Origin of the sequence: Nocardia sp. NPDC046763 (assembly GCF_040645495.1) — a bacterium.
In the GTDB taxonomy this organism is placed as follows: domain Bacteria; phylum Actinomycetota; class Actinomycetes; order Mycobacteriales; family Mycobacteriaceae; genus Nocardia.
The window spans coordinates 1-14,029 of sequence record NZ_JBEYYI010000029.1 but is presented as its reverse complement, the minus strand read 5'-3'; the positions used below and the strand labels follow the sequence as shown (position 1 = coordinate 14,029).

13 protein-coding genes are annotated in these 14,029 nt (G+C 67.5%); 5 read left to right on the top strand and 8 right to left on the bottom strand.

Annotated elements, in window-relative coordinates; genetic code table 11:
- Positions 1–33: 33 nt before the first annotated feature.
- Genes ABZ909_RS34455 through ABZ909_RS34445 form a run of 3 tightly spaced genes read left to right on the top strand, consistent with a single transcriptional unit; the run spans position 34 to position 1,616 of the window.
- Complete coding sequence (locus tag ABZ909_RS34455) at positions 34–594, top strand: hypothetical protein (RefSeq protein ID WP_357008275.1); 561 nt, start codon at positions 34–36, stop codon at positions 592–594.
- Positions 591–845: a BON domain-containing protein gene (locus tag ABZ909_RS34450; protein ID WP_357008273.1), complete on the top strand. Its 255-nt coding sequence runs from the start codon at positions 591–593 to the stop codon at positions 843–845. Before ABZ909_RS34455 ends, ABZ909_RS34450 begins: the two co-directional genes overlap by 4 nt.
- A 21-nt stretch (positions 846–866) precedes the next feature.
- Positions 867–1,616: a metallophosphoesterase gene (locus ABZ909_RS34445; protein ID WP_357008271.1), complete on the top strand. Its 750-nt coding sequence runs from the start codon at positions 867–869 to the stop codon at positions 1,614–1,616.
- 48 nt (positions 1,617–1,664) lie between these two features.
- Here ABZ909_RS34445 and ABZ909_RS34440 read toward each other — a convergent pair whose 3' ends face one another.
- The 6 genes from ABZ909_RS34440 to ABZ909_RS34415 all read right to left on the bottom strand — a co-directional run bounded on the left by ABZ909_RS34440 (position 1,665) and on the right by ABZ909_RS34415 (position 5,559).
- Positions 1,665–1,790, bottom strand: a complete 126-nt coding sequence (locus ABZ909_RS34440; protein ID WP_357008269.1) for a hypothetical protein — start codon at positions 1,788–1,790, stop codon at positions 1,665–1,667.
- The gene (locus ABZ909_RS34435) at positions 1,787–2,110 is read right to left on the bottom strand and encodes a hypothetical protein (RefSeq protein WP_357008268.1); all 324 of its coding nucleotides are present in this window, start codon (positions 2,108–2,110) and stop codon (positions 1,787–1,789) included. Before ABZ909_RS34435 ends, ABZ909_RS34440 begins: the two co-directional genes overlap by 4 nt.
- A 261-nt stretch (positions 2,111–2,371) precedes the next feature.
- Positions 2,372–4,237, bottom strand: a complete 1,866-nt coding sequence (locus ABZ909_RS34430) for a KUP/HAK/KT family potassium transporter (protein ID WP_357008592.1) — start codon at positions 4,235–4,237, stop codon at positions 2,372–2,374.
- 132 nt (positions 4,238–4,369) lie between these two features.
- Positions 4,370–4,897, bottom strand: coding sequence for an anti-sigma factor (locus ABZ909_RS34425; RefSeq protein WP_357008267.1), 528 nt, complete (start codon positions 4,895–4,897; stop codon positions 4,370–4,372).
- 157 nt (positions 4,898–5,054) lie between these two features.
- The gene (locus ABZ909_RS34420; protein ID WP_357008266.1) at positions 5,055–5,213 is read right to left on the bottom strand and encodes a hypothetical protein; all 159 of its coding nucleotides are present in this window, start codon (positions 5,211–5,213) and stop codon (positions 5,055–5,057) included.
- A 157-nt stretch (positions 5,214–5,370) separates the two neighbouring features.
- The gene (locus ABZ909_RS34415; RefSeq protein ID WP_357008264.1) at positions 5,371–5,559 is read right to left on the bottom strand and encodes a hypothetical protein; all 189 of its coding nucleotides are present in this window, start codon (positions 5,557–5,559) and stop codon (positions 5,371–5,373) included.
- Positions 5,560–6,094: 535 nt separating this feature from the next.
- Between ABZ909_RS34415 and ABZ909_RS34410 the strand changes: the two genes are divergently transcribed.
- Positions 6,095–6,643: a hypothetical protein gene (locus ABZ909_RS34410; protein WP_357008262.1), complete on the top strand. Its 549-nt coding sequence runs from the start codon at positions 6,095–6,097 to the stop codon at positions 6,641–6,643.
- Positions 6,644–6,948: 305 nt separating this feature from the next.
- Positions 6,949–7,575: a hypothetical protein gene (locus tag ABZ909_RS34405; protein ID WP_357008259.1), complete on the top strand. Its 627-nt coding sequence runs from the start codon at positions 6,949–6,951 to the stop codon at positions 7,573–7,575.
- Positions 7,576–7,719: 144 nt separating this feature from the next.
- Here ABZ909_RS34405 and ABZ909_RS34400 read toward each other — a convergent pair whose 3' ends face one another.
- Positions 7,720–12,021: a cation-translocating P-type ATPase gene (locus ABZ909_RS34400; protein ID WP_357008258.1), complete on the bottom strand. Its 4,302-nt coding sequence runs from the start codon at positions 12,019–12,021 to the stop codon at positions 7,720–7,722.
- 1,608 nt (positions 12,022–13,629) lie between these two features.
- The coding region (locus tag ABZ909_RS34395) for a hypothetical protein (protein WP_357008256.1) at positions 13,630–14,029 on the bottom strand (400 nt) is incomplete at its 5' end.

Here is a 14,029-nt window from a genome sequence, read left to right as displayed (position 1 = left end):
ATTGATGGAGGCCGCAGCGGGTATCGCGCCACTATGGCCACCTCCCTCGACAAACTGCTGCACGCGCTGACCAGTGCGGTGAACACGCTCGCGCAGACCGATATCCGATTCGCGGTGGCCGGCGGCTGCGCGGTGTACGCCCGCGGCGGTCCGGCATCCGAACACGATGTGGACCTGTTCATCAAGCCCGCCGATGTCTCCCGGGCCCGCAGCGCCCTGGTCGCGGGCGGCTTGCGCGTTGCCGACGCCCCTGAGGACTGGCTCACCAAGGCCTACGACCGCGACGTCCTCATCGACCTGATCTACCGCCCCAACGATCGCGAGGTCACCGACGAGATGCTGGATCGCGCCGAGGTCATGCGCGTCGGGTCGGCGGTGGCGCCGGTCATCAGCGGGACCGATCTGATGATCGACAAGATGCTGGTGTTCGACGCGCACCGGCTGGATCTGGCGCCGCTGCTCCGGATCGCCCGGGACCTGCGCGAGCAGGTCGGCTGGACTGAGGTGCGTGTACAGACCCGGCACTCGCCCTATGCCCGTGCATTCTTCGGCCTGCTGGCCGACCTCGATGTGATCGGAGTAGTGCCGTCATGACCGACTTCCCGCAATACGACACGGCGCACGTACATCGAGCGCTCGCCGAGGATCCCCGGACCTCCGAACTCGGCGTCCAGGTGCGGCTCGACGACGGCACCGTGGTGCTGACCGGCACGGTGACCACCGAGGAACGCCGGCGGCAGGTGGAACTCGTCGTACGCGAACAACTTCCCGAATCCCGAATCCGCAACGAGGTCCGTGTGACCTCGCCGGAGACACCCGGGACCGTCGAAACGCTCGGGATGTGATCCCGGAAAGGACAGTGGCACATGCGAATAGCGGCCGTAGGCGATGTGCACGTGGGCCCCGATTCGCAGGGCCTGTACCGGCACGCGCTCGAGGACCTGCACCGGCACGCGGATGTCCTGCTTCTCGCTGGGGACCTGACGAGGTGCGGCACCGTGGCCGAGGCCAAGGTGGTCGCGCGCGAGTTCTCCGGGCTGGGCATCCCGGTGGCGGCGGTGCTCGGCAATCACGATCATCACGGGGATGCCGCGGAAGAGGTCGCCGCCGTCCTCACGGATGCCGGAATCGTGGTGCTCGAGGGCACCAGCGTCGCTTTCAGCATCGACGGGACAGTGCTCGGCATCGCCGGGACGAAAGGCTTCGGTGGCGGCTTCGCGGGCCGGTGCGCGAGCGTCTTCGGCGAACCCCTGATGCGGGAATTCGCCTCGCACACCGTTGATCTCGCCAACGCACTGCACGCGGCGCTGACTGCGCTCGACACCGACATCCGCGTCGCCCTGACCCACTACTCGCCCATCGAGGCCACCCTCGTCGGCGAGCCCCGCGAGATCTATCCCTTCCTTGGTTCCTACCTGCTCGGTGAGGCCATGGACACGGCCGGCGCCGACCTCGCCCTGCACGGCCACGCCCACGCGGGCACCGAGCACGGCGAGACGCCCGGTGGGATACCGGTCCGCAATGTTGCCCAGCCCGTGCTGGGCACCGCCTACGCGGTCTACGAGCTCCATCCGGCCCCGCCCGTGCCCGCCACCCGTTCCAGCGCATCCAGCTGACCTCAACCGCCCAGCCCTGAAGAAGGGCCGCGCGGTGGCCGTCCGTGGTCAGGCCGGGACGGCGTGGGTGGCGCGACGCCAGATCCGGTGCCGGGCAAGCAGTTCCGCGAAGACGTCGGCGAACCGATCGGACGTGTCACGCCCCGACGCCGTGGTGACGACTACCCCGTTCATCTCGACCAGTTCGGCATCCGGCGGTAGCGCAGGTACAACGCGTCCTGTTCACAGTCCGCGTCGGTCTCGCTGTACCAGCTCCGGCACAGCCGCGCGGCCGACAAGCGCACCACCTGGGCGAAGTGAGCGGGCCATATCGTGCGGCGGACAGCGAGGATCACACCGGTCCTGGCATCGACGAGCAAGCCCCGCAATGCCAGCTCGGTATCCAGGTCACAGACGGCGAACCCGTGCGGAAGCTTCTCCCGATGCGGTGAATACGCAAGATCGGACCAGCCGATGCCGTCGTCGAACCGGAACGCCAGCAGTGCGACGTGCATACTGTCGATCCACGCGAATTCGGTTCTGCCCCATGTGATGGCCTGGATCTCGATCGGAAGGGGCTCGGGCAACACGAGCAGCAGTTCGCCGCTGCCAATCGTCCGCGGCGAGGTTCAACCGCGCCGTTTCCGGCCAGTATGACCAGCCCCGGTTCATAGCTCGCGCCGATCGCCTGCCCATCGGCGGAATAGCTGGGCATATCGGCGGCACACCCGCTGAACCAGATCAGAACCATGATCAGCGGACTCTGATCTGCGGTGTCACACTTCGATGCGCTCGCCCAGGATCACCGTGCGGTGGCGGGGCAGCCGGAAGTAGTCGGCGACGTCGGCCGAGATATAGCTGCTGGCGATGAAAAGCCTGGTGCGCCACCGGGACATGACGGGCTTCGCCGCGGCGCGCAACTCGATCTCGGACAGGAAGTAGGACGCCCGGTCGAGGTCGAGTTCGCCTTCTGTCTCGTCCGGATCCAGCCCGGCCAGCGCCTTCGGGACATCGGGGTGTTCCATATAGCCGACCCGCACGGTCACGTGGACGATGCCGTCGTCGCGGTAGCCGAGGTGATCGATCCGCACGCGGTCGTTCGGCGAAACCCGTGGCACCGGCTCGGTGTCGACCGACACGATGACGGTGTGGCGATGCCGGACACCGTTGTGTTCGACATTCGCATGCAAGGCCAGCGGAACGGTTTCCTTGCTGCGGTTGAGGAATACCGCCGTCCGGTCGACGATCGTCAACCGCGACCTGTCGTGCCACAGCTCGTCGACGAACTCGCGCAGCGACCCTTCCAGCCGACCCCGCTCGGCGGCGACCACCTCGCGCCCGCGCTGCCATGTCGTCATGACCGTGAACACGGCGAGTCCGATCAGCAGCGGCAGCCAGGCCCCGCGGACCAGCTTGGTCAGATTGGCCGCGACGAACAGCAGGTCCACTGTCAGCAGCGGCGTCCAGACCACGACGACCAGCCACAGCGGCAGTCCCCATTTCGCATGCGCGAGGTAACCGAGTAGCAGGGTCGTGATGGTGATCGTGCACGTCACCGCCATGCCGAACGCGAAGGCCAGCGCGGTCGAACTACGGAAGGCGAAGACCAGTGTGAGCACCGAGACCAGGAGCAGCCAGTTGATCCACGGCACGTAGATCTGCCCGGGTGTCGACTCCGAGGTGTGCGCGATGCGCAGCCGTGGCAGGTACCCGATCCGGGCGGCCTGCGAAGCCACCGAGTACGCGCCCGTGATCACCGCCTGGGAGGCGATCACCGTCGCCGCGGTGGCCAGCGCGACCATCGGCAATCGCCCCCAGCCTGGGACCAGCAGGAAGAACGGGCTCGCGACGTGCCCGCGGGTCCCGAGTACCAGGGCGGCCTGCCCGAAGTAGCTGAGCAGACAGGCGGGCAGCACCAGCAAGAGCCAAGCGGTGGTGATGGATCGGCGACCGAAGTGCCCCAGATCCGCGTACAGCGCCTCGGCACCGGTGACGGCCAGGACGATGGCGGCCAGTGCGAAGAAGGCGACGGCGAAGTGCCCGGCGAGGAAGCCGAGCGCGTAGCCCGGCCACAGCGCCTTCAGGATCCCCGGCTGCTGCCGGATCCCGCCGATGCCGCACGCTCCGATCGCGAGGAACCACACCACCATGACCGGGCCGAACAACCGGCCCACCGACGCCGTCCCGCGATGCTGAAACACGAACAGCAGCACGATGATCAGCGCGGTGATCGGCACAACGGCCGGCGCCAGCGGCGGTTCCACCACCTCGAGCCCCTCAACCGCCGACAGCACCGAGATGGCCGGGGTGATCATGCTGTCGCCGAAGAACAGTGCCGCGCCGAAGATTCCGAGCGCCGCCAGGATGGCCGCCGGGTGCCCGCCGCGCGCGGCCCAGCGCCGCACCAGCGTGATCAGCGCCATGATCCCGCCCTCGCCGTCGTTGTCGGCCCGCATCGCCAGCAGCACATAGGTGACCGTCACGATGATCAGCAGCGACCAGAACACCAGCGACACAACGCCGTCCACGTTGACAGGGTCCACCGGGACCGGGTGCGGATCCAACGGATCGAACACCGTTCGCAGGGTATAGATCGGGCTGGTCCCGATGTCCCCGAACACCACCCCCAGCGCCCCGATCACCAGACCCGGACGGACGACGTCGTACGCGCCGGAACCGTTGACGGTCGGCGCGCCGGACTGCCCGGCTGACCCTTCGTCATCCGAGGTCGTCGAATCGTGACGCTGGGACACCGAACGAATTCCTGCCCCCGGTTATCCCGGGAGAGTTTCCCCACGGAGCCGGGTGAGCTCCACGACGACCGGGTACCCGCACTGCACCACGTCGAATTCCGCACTGCTCACCGCGATCGAATCGGTCAGTGTTTCCACGAAATGCCAGCCGAAGCTGTGCTCGATCAATGCGGCATCGCTCCCGGTCACCGTGCCCACGCGCACCCGGACACGCTGTTCGTCGAACCGGAATTCACACTCGATCGAGGCGTCCGGGACGGCGGCCGCGATCAACGTCGTCGCCACCTCGTCCAGTGCGACCCGCACATCGGTCACCACATCGATCGTGAAATCGGCTGCGAGCGTGATGGTTTCGGCGAGCGCGCGCAGCATCGCCAGGTGCCCGGCGTCGGCCGGGATCCGCAGCGCCACCTGACCGGTCAGCACGGGCGACTCCAGCGCCGCGGCGGCGATGAACCGGTGCGCCTTACCGTTGTTCTGCTGGTCGGTGAATACCGGGCTCGGCGCTCGGCCGTCGCCGATCCCGTCACTCTGTAGCGATTCACTCATCGTTCACCACCCCATCGAATCAATCCCGTCCCGTTTGCGATCGGTCCCCGTTTTCGTTGATCGCGTACCCCGCGAAGCGGGCGGGAAACCGCCGGAACTCATCGATCAGGAATTCGTTCGTGCATTGTCAAAAGCCGGCCCGTGCCGAATCTGCCGATCAGTTGCTCGACCGGTCCTGTTCGCGATGGACCAGGGTCCCTACCCCGGTCACGTCGAGCACCCGTTCAACCGCGCACGGCGCGCTCGGTACGAGAATGCCGACACCACGCCGGGTGGCACGCGGAACAGCATCGAGCAGCACGACCGCATTGTGCATGACGCAGATCCACGATCACCGCGGGCGGCGCGGTATCGACGGCAACGGCAACGGACAACAGCTCCGGAACGCGGGCAACCCGTCCATGTCGAGTTCGCCCGTGACCGCGACGATGAGGCAATCGGTGAATCCGGTCCCAGCGGTCGGCCGTCCGTTCTCATTTGGGCGTGCAGCGCGGGGTGTCGGCCAGGGCGAAGAAGCCGAGCAGGTCCAGGTCGGCCAGTGGTCGTGCGAGCAAATCGTCGGACTCGTTGTGGCTGCTCAGTAGCGCGGTGGGGTGCGAGCGCGAGGTAGGTGAGAACCGCGCCGAGCGTGGACAGGGCCGCAAGGACGAGGCCGAGGGCATGGAAGGCGCTGGTCAAACCTTCCGTCAGGGCTGCGTGATGCGCTCCGGCCACCTGCCCTTGGACGGCTTGCGCGTCAACAACGTCCTGACCCGCGACAGCCACCCATTACCGAGTCCCGGTAAACCATGGCGGTGGCTCACCGCTCTTCGAGGATGGGCACATACATCTATTTCGATGCGACGCCGAACTATCGGTCAGTGCGTGCGGGTGACTGCGACGGCATCGTCGACAGCTGGCATGCAAATGTCGATAGCGCCCCGCACACACCCACCTCAGCCCATTCCTGACACCAGACTTCCGTGTGGCAACGATGCCGCAACCTTCCTCCAGCAGGAGCCGTGAACTCGCGGATCTGCCACAGTGCCAAAGCTGTTTGAATTTCCCAGCAACAAAGTGCTTTCGCTGGCATTCAGCCCGCACCCGATGCGTGGCTATCGACATCGCATTACGTCGAGGAGGAAGATCAGGTGTGACGGTCAACGTCGCCCGCCCGGGGGGAAGCATCCGCACATTGGTCCGATGATTGGACTCCCTATGATTGTCAAGAAACTAGCGGCGACCACAATGTTCGCCGTCGCGTCCACCGGCATTGCAATGGGCACAGCGCATGGTGAGGGCACTCTGGCAAGCCTCACGATGAACGGAACAGACGGTCCTGTCGCCTACACCACGACCCTGGCCGCGGATCACAGCAGCGCAGTCGTCGATCTGGCCTCCGGCAGATTCGAAGTGACGCCAGCGGCAGTCAACGTGCTCGCCGACGACGGCACGATCGTCGGCGCGATCCCGACGACACTGCGGATGGAGACGGGCCAGAACTTCAGCGTCACACCGTCGGTCGACCCGTCGGCAAGGACGCTGACGCTGACACCGGCAGCCGGCGAGCCGCAACCCGGTGCGGTGGCACCCGAGGTGCAGGGCCTGATGCATGATGCCCTGCTCGGTGGCGCCCTGCTGGGTGCGGCGATCGGCTGCGCGATCGGCGTTGCCGTGGGTATCTGGTTCTTCGTCGTCGGCGCCGTTGTCGGTTGCGCGGTCGGCGCTGTCATCGGTGCCTCGATCGGCCTGCTCTTACCATTCTGATCGCGATGATCTCCAACAGAACCGAATCGAAGTGGTCGACACAGCCGGGCGGTTCACAATTCCGCCCGGCCTTCGAATACCCGAAATGATCGCGAGCGGGCTCGCAGTCGACGGCATTTATCGTACAATGCGATTTATAGTGGGAATCGCGGGTAAACTACGGCTGTCGGGTAGGACCAGTCCAGGTCGGCAGCGCATCATGGCCCGACAACGGTGAATTCTTCGACAACGGTGAATTCTTTCAGCAAGGCATCATCATACCCATCCAGCACACTACCCGTTACCGCGCGGTTATTGGGGCGACGATGACAGCTCTCGCATTGTCCAGCGGCATTCTCCCCGCATTGAATTCTGCGGCAATCGCGTCGGCGCAGGCGTTCCACGCCTCGCCCACCGCGGAAGCGCAAACCAGCCTCTATACCGAGATGCGGACGCTATGGGGTCAGCACATGGACCGGACCTGGTCGGTCGTGGTCGCGTTCGCCGACAACCCCGTCGCACTGTTGCCCAGTCTGGACCGACTGCTCCACAACCAGGTCGCCATCGGTAACGCGTTCGCACCGTACTACGGCCAGGAGGTCGCCGGGCGGCTCACCGGCCTGCTGGCCGTCCACATCTTGGAGGCTGTGCCAGTCCTCACCGCCGCCAAGATCGGCAACCAACAGGCACTCGACACGGCAGTCGCGGTCTGGCACACCAACGCTCGAGACATCGCCGACTTCTTCGCTTCGATCAACCCCAACTGGTCGCAACAGGACATGCGTGCGGCGATGAGCACCCACATCGACCAGACCGTCGCTTACGCGGCCGCCGTCATCGGCGGTAACCACAGCGATGCGACCGCCGAGTTCGACATGGCCAAGGCGCACATGATGGATGTCTCCGACACCCTCAGCCAGGGCATCATCACCCAGTTCCCGGACAAGTTCTGAATTCCCGAACCGGCGGGATGGGGTCCGTTTTATGACGCACGTAGGTCAGGCCTCCAGCAAGCTTCGGTGATTCCCGCGCGAGTCCTACGGAACCCCCCGTTGGCGCGTCGGATTCCTGGCGGGTTGTCGTCTCGGCGTCGATGGTCAGTTCTTTTGCGGAGTGAGTGATTGTGCTAGTTGTTCCAGCGTCGGGTTCAGGCGTGGTCCGAACGCGGCGACGCCCATTGCGGTGGCGACGCCGGCCCAGGCGAATGGGCCGAGCGGGGTGCAGCCGAAGAACTGGCTGACCAGTGGTGTCTCGATCAGTGCGATCAGGGCGGTGGCCGAGCCGATGACCGTGATCAGGACGAGCGGGCTGTTTCGTCGTCCGGTTGCGGTCTGGATGAGCTGGGCACCGACGACCCCGCACAGTGCCATCGTGCTGGTTCGCCGCGCGGTGCCCGGGGTGAGGGTGCCGATCAGCCAGGCCGTGGTCGCGGCGAGTGTCGTGGTGATGCCGCGGCGGCGGATTTGCCGGGTCAGGGGCTCGCCGAGTTCCGCGACGCCGATGCGGCCGCTGTCGACGGCGTGTTTCTCCTGGGCTGTCTCGTCCCTCGGGGTGACCGCGAGGGCCATGGCCGGGAACATGTCGGTCAATAGGTTGACCAGCAGGATCTGGCGGGTGGACAGCGGCGACGCGCCGGACAGCAGTGTGCCGAGCACGGAGAAGCCGATCTCGCCGGCATTGCCGCCGATCAGCACGCTGATCGCGTCCGCGACGCTGCGCCACAGTGCCCGGCCTTCGGCGACGGCGTCGATCAGCACGGTCAGCTCATCGCTGGTGATTACCAGGTCGGCCGCATTCCGCGCCGCCGCCGAGCCGTGGACGGCGATGCCGACTCCGATATCGGCGGTGCGGATCGCGGCAGCGTCGTTGGCGCCGTCGCCGACCATGGCCACCACGCGCCCGGCTGCCCGGAGGCCCTCGATCACGTGGACCTTCTGCTCGGGTGCGACGCGGGCCACCACGTCGCTGTTCCGCAGCAGACACGTCCGGCCGGCCCGGTCCTGGGCAGCCAGCTCATCGCCGGTGACCACCGTGACATCGTCGGGCCAGCCGAGCTGAAGCGCGACAGCGCGAGCCGTCTGCGGGTGGTCGCCGGTCAGCATGACGGGCCGGATACCGCTGCGGCGCAGGTCGGTCACCAGTGGTGCGGAGCTGCGGCGCGGGGTGTCGGCCAGGGCGAGGAAGCCGAGCAGGTCCAGGTCGGCCAGTGGTCGTGCGAGCAAATCGTCGGACTCGTTGTGGCGCGGCAACCGGCGGCCGGCGACTGCCAGCACCCGCAGGCCACTGCTGGCCAGGGACTGTGCTTTCGCGTCGCCGACACTGTCTTTACAGGCGGGCAGGACAACTTCGGGCGCGCCCTTCGCCAGCAGCATCCGGGTGCCCGCCGCATCGGTCGCGACGGCGGCGGCGTACCCCCGGCTGGCTTCGAAGGGCTGAACCTCCACGGGCGTCCATGGTGATCCGGGCGGGGTTGCGGCGAGGATCGCCTCGTCGGTGGAGTGGGCGTGGATGCCCGCCTCGTGGTCGGGGGTGCGGCAGGACAGCGCGGCGGCATGGAGCAACGGGGCTGCGTCGGTGGAGTCGGCTGGGTGCTCGATCCCGTCCGGGGTGGCCAGGCGCACCACGTGCAGGCGGTTCTCGGTGAGCGTGCCGGTCTTGTCGAAGCAGATGGTGTCCATCCGGCCGAGCGCCTCCAGGGCCCGCGGGGTGCGGACCAGGATGCCGATCCGGCCGAGGCGTCGAGTCGCCGCCAGTTGCGCGACGGTCGCGACCAGCGGCAGGCCCTCCGGGACGGCAGCCACCGCGACTGCCAGCCCGCCGCGGACGGCTTCTCGAACCGGCCGACCGCGCAGCAGCGACAAACCGGTCACGGCTGCGCCGCCGAGCAGGGTGAACGGAAGCATGGCGGCGGTCAGCTCGTGCAGCCGGGCCTGCACACCGGCAGGCGGCGGGGTGCGGGAGGCCAGATGAGCCGCCCGGCCGGTCTCTGTCTCGTCGCCGGTTCCCACCACGACCGCGCGGCCGTGGCCGGCGACCACCGTGGTGCCCTGGTACGCCATGCAGTGGCGGTCGGCCATCGGTACCTGCGGTGTGGCGTCCACCTGCTTGGTGGTCGGCAGCGACTCCCCGGTCAGCGAGGACTCGTCGACCTCCAACTCGTCCGCCGCCAGCAGTCGGGCATCGGCCGGTACCACGTCGCCGGTGTAGAGCTCGATCACCTCACCGAGGGTCAACTTTTCAGCTTCGATCGTGCTGGTTTCGCCCTGGCCGAAGTCAGCCACTCTGCGAGCTTGTCGACGCTGCTCCCGCTTCAGCCCGGACAGTGCCCGCTCGGCCCGAAACCGCTGCAGCCCGCCGACCAGTGCGGTTACACCCAATGCGCTGAGCACCATCAGCGCGTCCACGGTGGACCCCAACATAGCGGAGGCGGTCGCGCCGACGAGCAGCAACGGTGTGAGCGGATCGTGCAGTTCAGACCGGATCGCGCTGACCAGGCCGATGGTCAGGCGCGCCGGAGTGAAGATCGGGAGACGCGCAGCCCAGCGGACGATGTTGCGTGCGTCAGCCAGCGCGGGCAGCTCGGTCGTGCGGATGACTCGTAACCGGGCCAGCGCCTCCTGCGGCTGCAGCGAGTGCCACGGTATCCGCGGCGGCGGGTGTGGTGCGCGGTCGGTACTGGCCTGTAGGGCAGCGCGCCAGCCCGAGACGAGGGAGGCGGCAGCGGCAGCGTTCACCGGGCCGAGCCGAACGCCGAGCGGGAAGGTGATGCGTTTGGAGCGGGTACCCCGGGTCACGACCATCAGCCCCGCGAGCGCGGCGCCCGCCTCGGCGAAGATCCTGGTGTGGTTTCCGACCCTGCGCGCGGCGGGGATCGCCGCCAGGATGCGCCACGCCCCGGTGAGGCCGTGCAGCAGCAGGACGTCGGCACCCCACACGACCGCGCTGCGCTCGTCGGTGAGCGAGACGGCGATGTCGCTGCGCATCAGGCCTGCCAGCACATCGCAGCCCTCCGGGCCCAGTTGCTGCTCGCTCACGGCCTCGCCGGCGGGAACGTGAGCCACCGTCAGAACGACCCGCCCATTGCGCTGGAGCTCCCGCACCACCTCGGCCAACGGCCGTTCGGCGCCCACGAGTTCGTCGGCCAGCGCGCCGAAGTCGCCGAGCGTGCCGTCGTCCTGAATCACGACGTACAGTCCGGCCCGGCGGGCCGCGTCCAGCGCGGCCTCGGCCAGTGGGGTGATCTCCCAGCCGATCAGGACGGAGCCGACGTCTCTGCCCCGCTCGGACGCAATCATCAGCCCGGTCTCGGCGGCCGGGCTCTGGTCGGGTACCGGCCGCAGGTCGAGTTCCCCACCCGACTCCAGCACCGCCGTCGCGGCCTGCCACAGCCGCTCATGTTCCCAGTCCGACACATTCGTGTTGACGTCCAGCACCGTCCGCCGGGTGCTTCGCAGCGCCTGCGGGTGCAGCACCACGGTATCGACCAGCTCCAGCTGCCTGAGGCGGTCGAGGTTGCGCACCAGAACCCCTTCCCGAGCCAGTTCGGTGCACAAAGTGGCGGCGAAGACCGCCGGGCCGTAACGGGCAGCCTTCGGGTTCCCGGCCAGCAGCGCCTCCGCCGCCTCCTGCACATCGCCCGTGAACAGCAGCGCTCCGGCCGCACCGAACCCAGCTCCGGTGACCGCCTGCTCCCGGAACCGTTCGCCCGGATACCGCCGCAGCGGCGGGCGTGCGGCCTGCCGGCCGGCCAGGCTCAGTCGCCCCGGCGCGCAGACCGTGTCGTGCGCAGCGTCGAAAGCAGCAGCCCGGGCGACGGCCTCGGCCAACTGGCTCGCCCGCAGCGCGCCGTCCAGCGCCAAGGCGATGGGTGACTGACCGATGGCTAACGCTGCGGCATTGACCGTGGCCAACAACAGATCCGTCGCCGACCGTCCCAGACGGCGTCGCAGCATTCTTCGTATGCGCGGATCCTCGCGCAGCAGCACCGCCGCGGCAGTGACCAAAGGCGGCGCGCTCCCCACCCGCATCGTCCGGGCGGCCAGCGCGGTTGTGACGCCCACCGCGTCGCAGGCCAGGGCAAGCGCCCCGGAGCGGATGCCTCCGGTGTGGCCGGGGTGGGCGGGCTCGAGAACATCCTCGTCCGGACGTTCCAGTTGCTGCCCCGCCGCCAGCTCGGTCGCGCGATCAACCACCCGCTCGGTGACCGCATCCTGCGTCATCTGTACGACCAGCCGGGCCAGCCCGCCGTCCCAGTACGCGGCAAGGACGTCCGGGCGTTTGATCAGCCCGGCCGCCACCCGTCTGGCCGCCGTCTCCATGCTCCGCACCGTGGCCCCCGCAGCGGGCCGCAACGGCAGCTGCACCCGCGATCCGGCCCGCCAGTACCCCCGACTCGGCATCGCCGCGTTCAATCCGACCCGGCCCACACGCACAGCTGTCCCCCACACCGCCGCCTCTGCGCGCACAGCCGTGCCCACACCGATATTCACAGCACCGGCGGCCACCCGGATCGGGGCACCTGCCGCCGGCAAAACCCGGCGCAACATTCCGATCGTCGCCCCCAAAGCGAGGTCGAACCCCACTGCGGGCAACCTGACCAGCAAACCTTGAACCATCACTCACCTCCGCCGAACCGCTACCCGAGGTCGACGGTGCGGCGGTGATGCGTTGCCACGTCGACAGGTTGGTCTGCGCTCTCACCGTGGTCTTCTTCGTCATGCGCGGCTCCGTCGCGCAATGCTCGACCCGATGCCTCGACCGCCTCCTTGCCAGTCGTCACACCAGCCAGATGGCTCACGGTCGATCTCACGGTGTCGACCCGATGACCCAGCTCCGATGTAGGCGGAGAGAATGGTTGCCTGTTCTCGCTCATGACGCAATCACCTCACAGACGAGACGTACCCGACATCTCCAGGATGAAACGGCACCAGATAGAGCACGGCACACGAACGGACCAGCCGCTAAGCGTGACTCGTCACCGGCCCTCACGGGCCTGGCTACGGTGGCGACTCCTGGGTGGGACCGCTCGTCGCGGCGCGACTGATCGCCGGATCCGGGACTCTGACCAACCCACAGTTCGGTGAGCCAGGCCGGATCACCAAGAACGGTTCACTTTCAGCGAACATTCAAATCCAGACATGGGTTCTGATTGACAATTGATTATGTTCCACTCTGCGCGTCTGCATTACCATTAGTTATAGGTCAGCAAACATCTCCCAGATTTGCTGACCTGCCATGTGCGGCCACTCAACACCCAGGGCTTTGGCCGCGACATTGTGCGCAGTGCCGTCAGGGGTACTCCTGACGGCACTGCCGCGTCGAACACCATGCCCGGAGTAAGCGGTGGGGCGCACCGTCCAGTAGCTCGCGACCGTGAGTGTGCACGGATGGCCCCTATCACACCGCGGTAATTCCGGGGCCGACCTGGGGAAACGGCCCCGCTGAGCTGCGGTGACTCGGCAGACTATCTGCGATTAGTTAGCCGAGTAAGCGCCGGATCTGGAGGACTTGGCCCTCACCGGCCGTACCGCCATGGTTTCCCGCAGGGGTGTAGTGCCGGTCGAATTGGCCGAGCAAGCGCGGTCGAACAGATACCTCACAGGTGGAACGACACCGGATCGCGACACTGCGCGGCGACGGCCTGGGGTCCGGCGGATTGCACGGCTGATCGGCAGTCACACCGTCGACAGTCAGCCGGAAGCAGCGGCCGAACAAGAAGCCATACGATCCGGGATACGACGGTGACCTGGCTCCTGCCCGAGCCGAGCCCGTGAGCGTTCCCGCCTCCACGGGCCCGGTGTGCGGATTGCGTGATCAGCAGCTTCGCGAAATCGTCCAGGACGAAGAGCCCCTTCCCCACCGAGCAGCGCAGTCTCGGAGTAGGGGCCCAGCCCGTGTAGCTCGGCGATCTCGGATTCGGTCTGCTGGGCGAGGTCGTCGAGGGGATGCGATCCCAGCCGCGGCGAGGGCGCGGGTGGCGGGCGCGACCAGTGGTGGCAGCGGCGTCGTCATGCGGGCAGAGGTTTGCGGCCGGTAATGATCAGAACCAGGTCTTTGGCCGGCAGCTTCACCTCGCGGCCCTCCCCGATGGCGACATCGGCGTCGGAAGCCACCAGACGCGTACCGCCAAGATTGACGCCGAAGTACTCGAGATTGCGCGCTGCGGCATTACCGAGGACGAGGGCTACCCGGTCCGGTGGCGGCGCGGGGAGCCCCAGCGGCTCGGTGATGTCGAGGCCGTGGATCACATCATGGCTGAGCGCGCCGGCGACGCCACCACCGGGCGGGCGCCACGGGTGGTTGATGTTGGCGGTGAAGACATTGAGCAGGTCGGCATCGGTCATGGCTTGTGTGTCCTGATGTGCCGCACGGTCGGCGTAGCGATCGAAGGAGAATCTCGCCCGCACC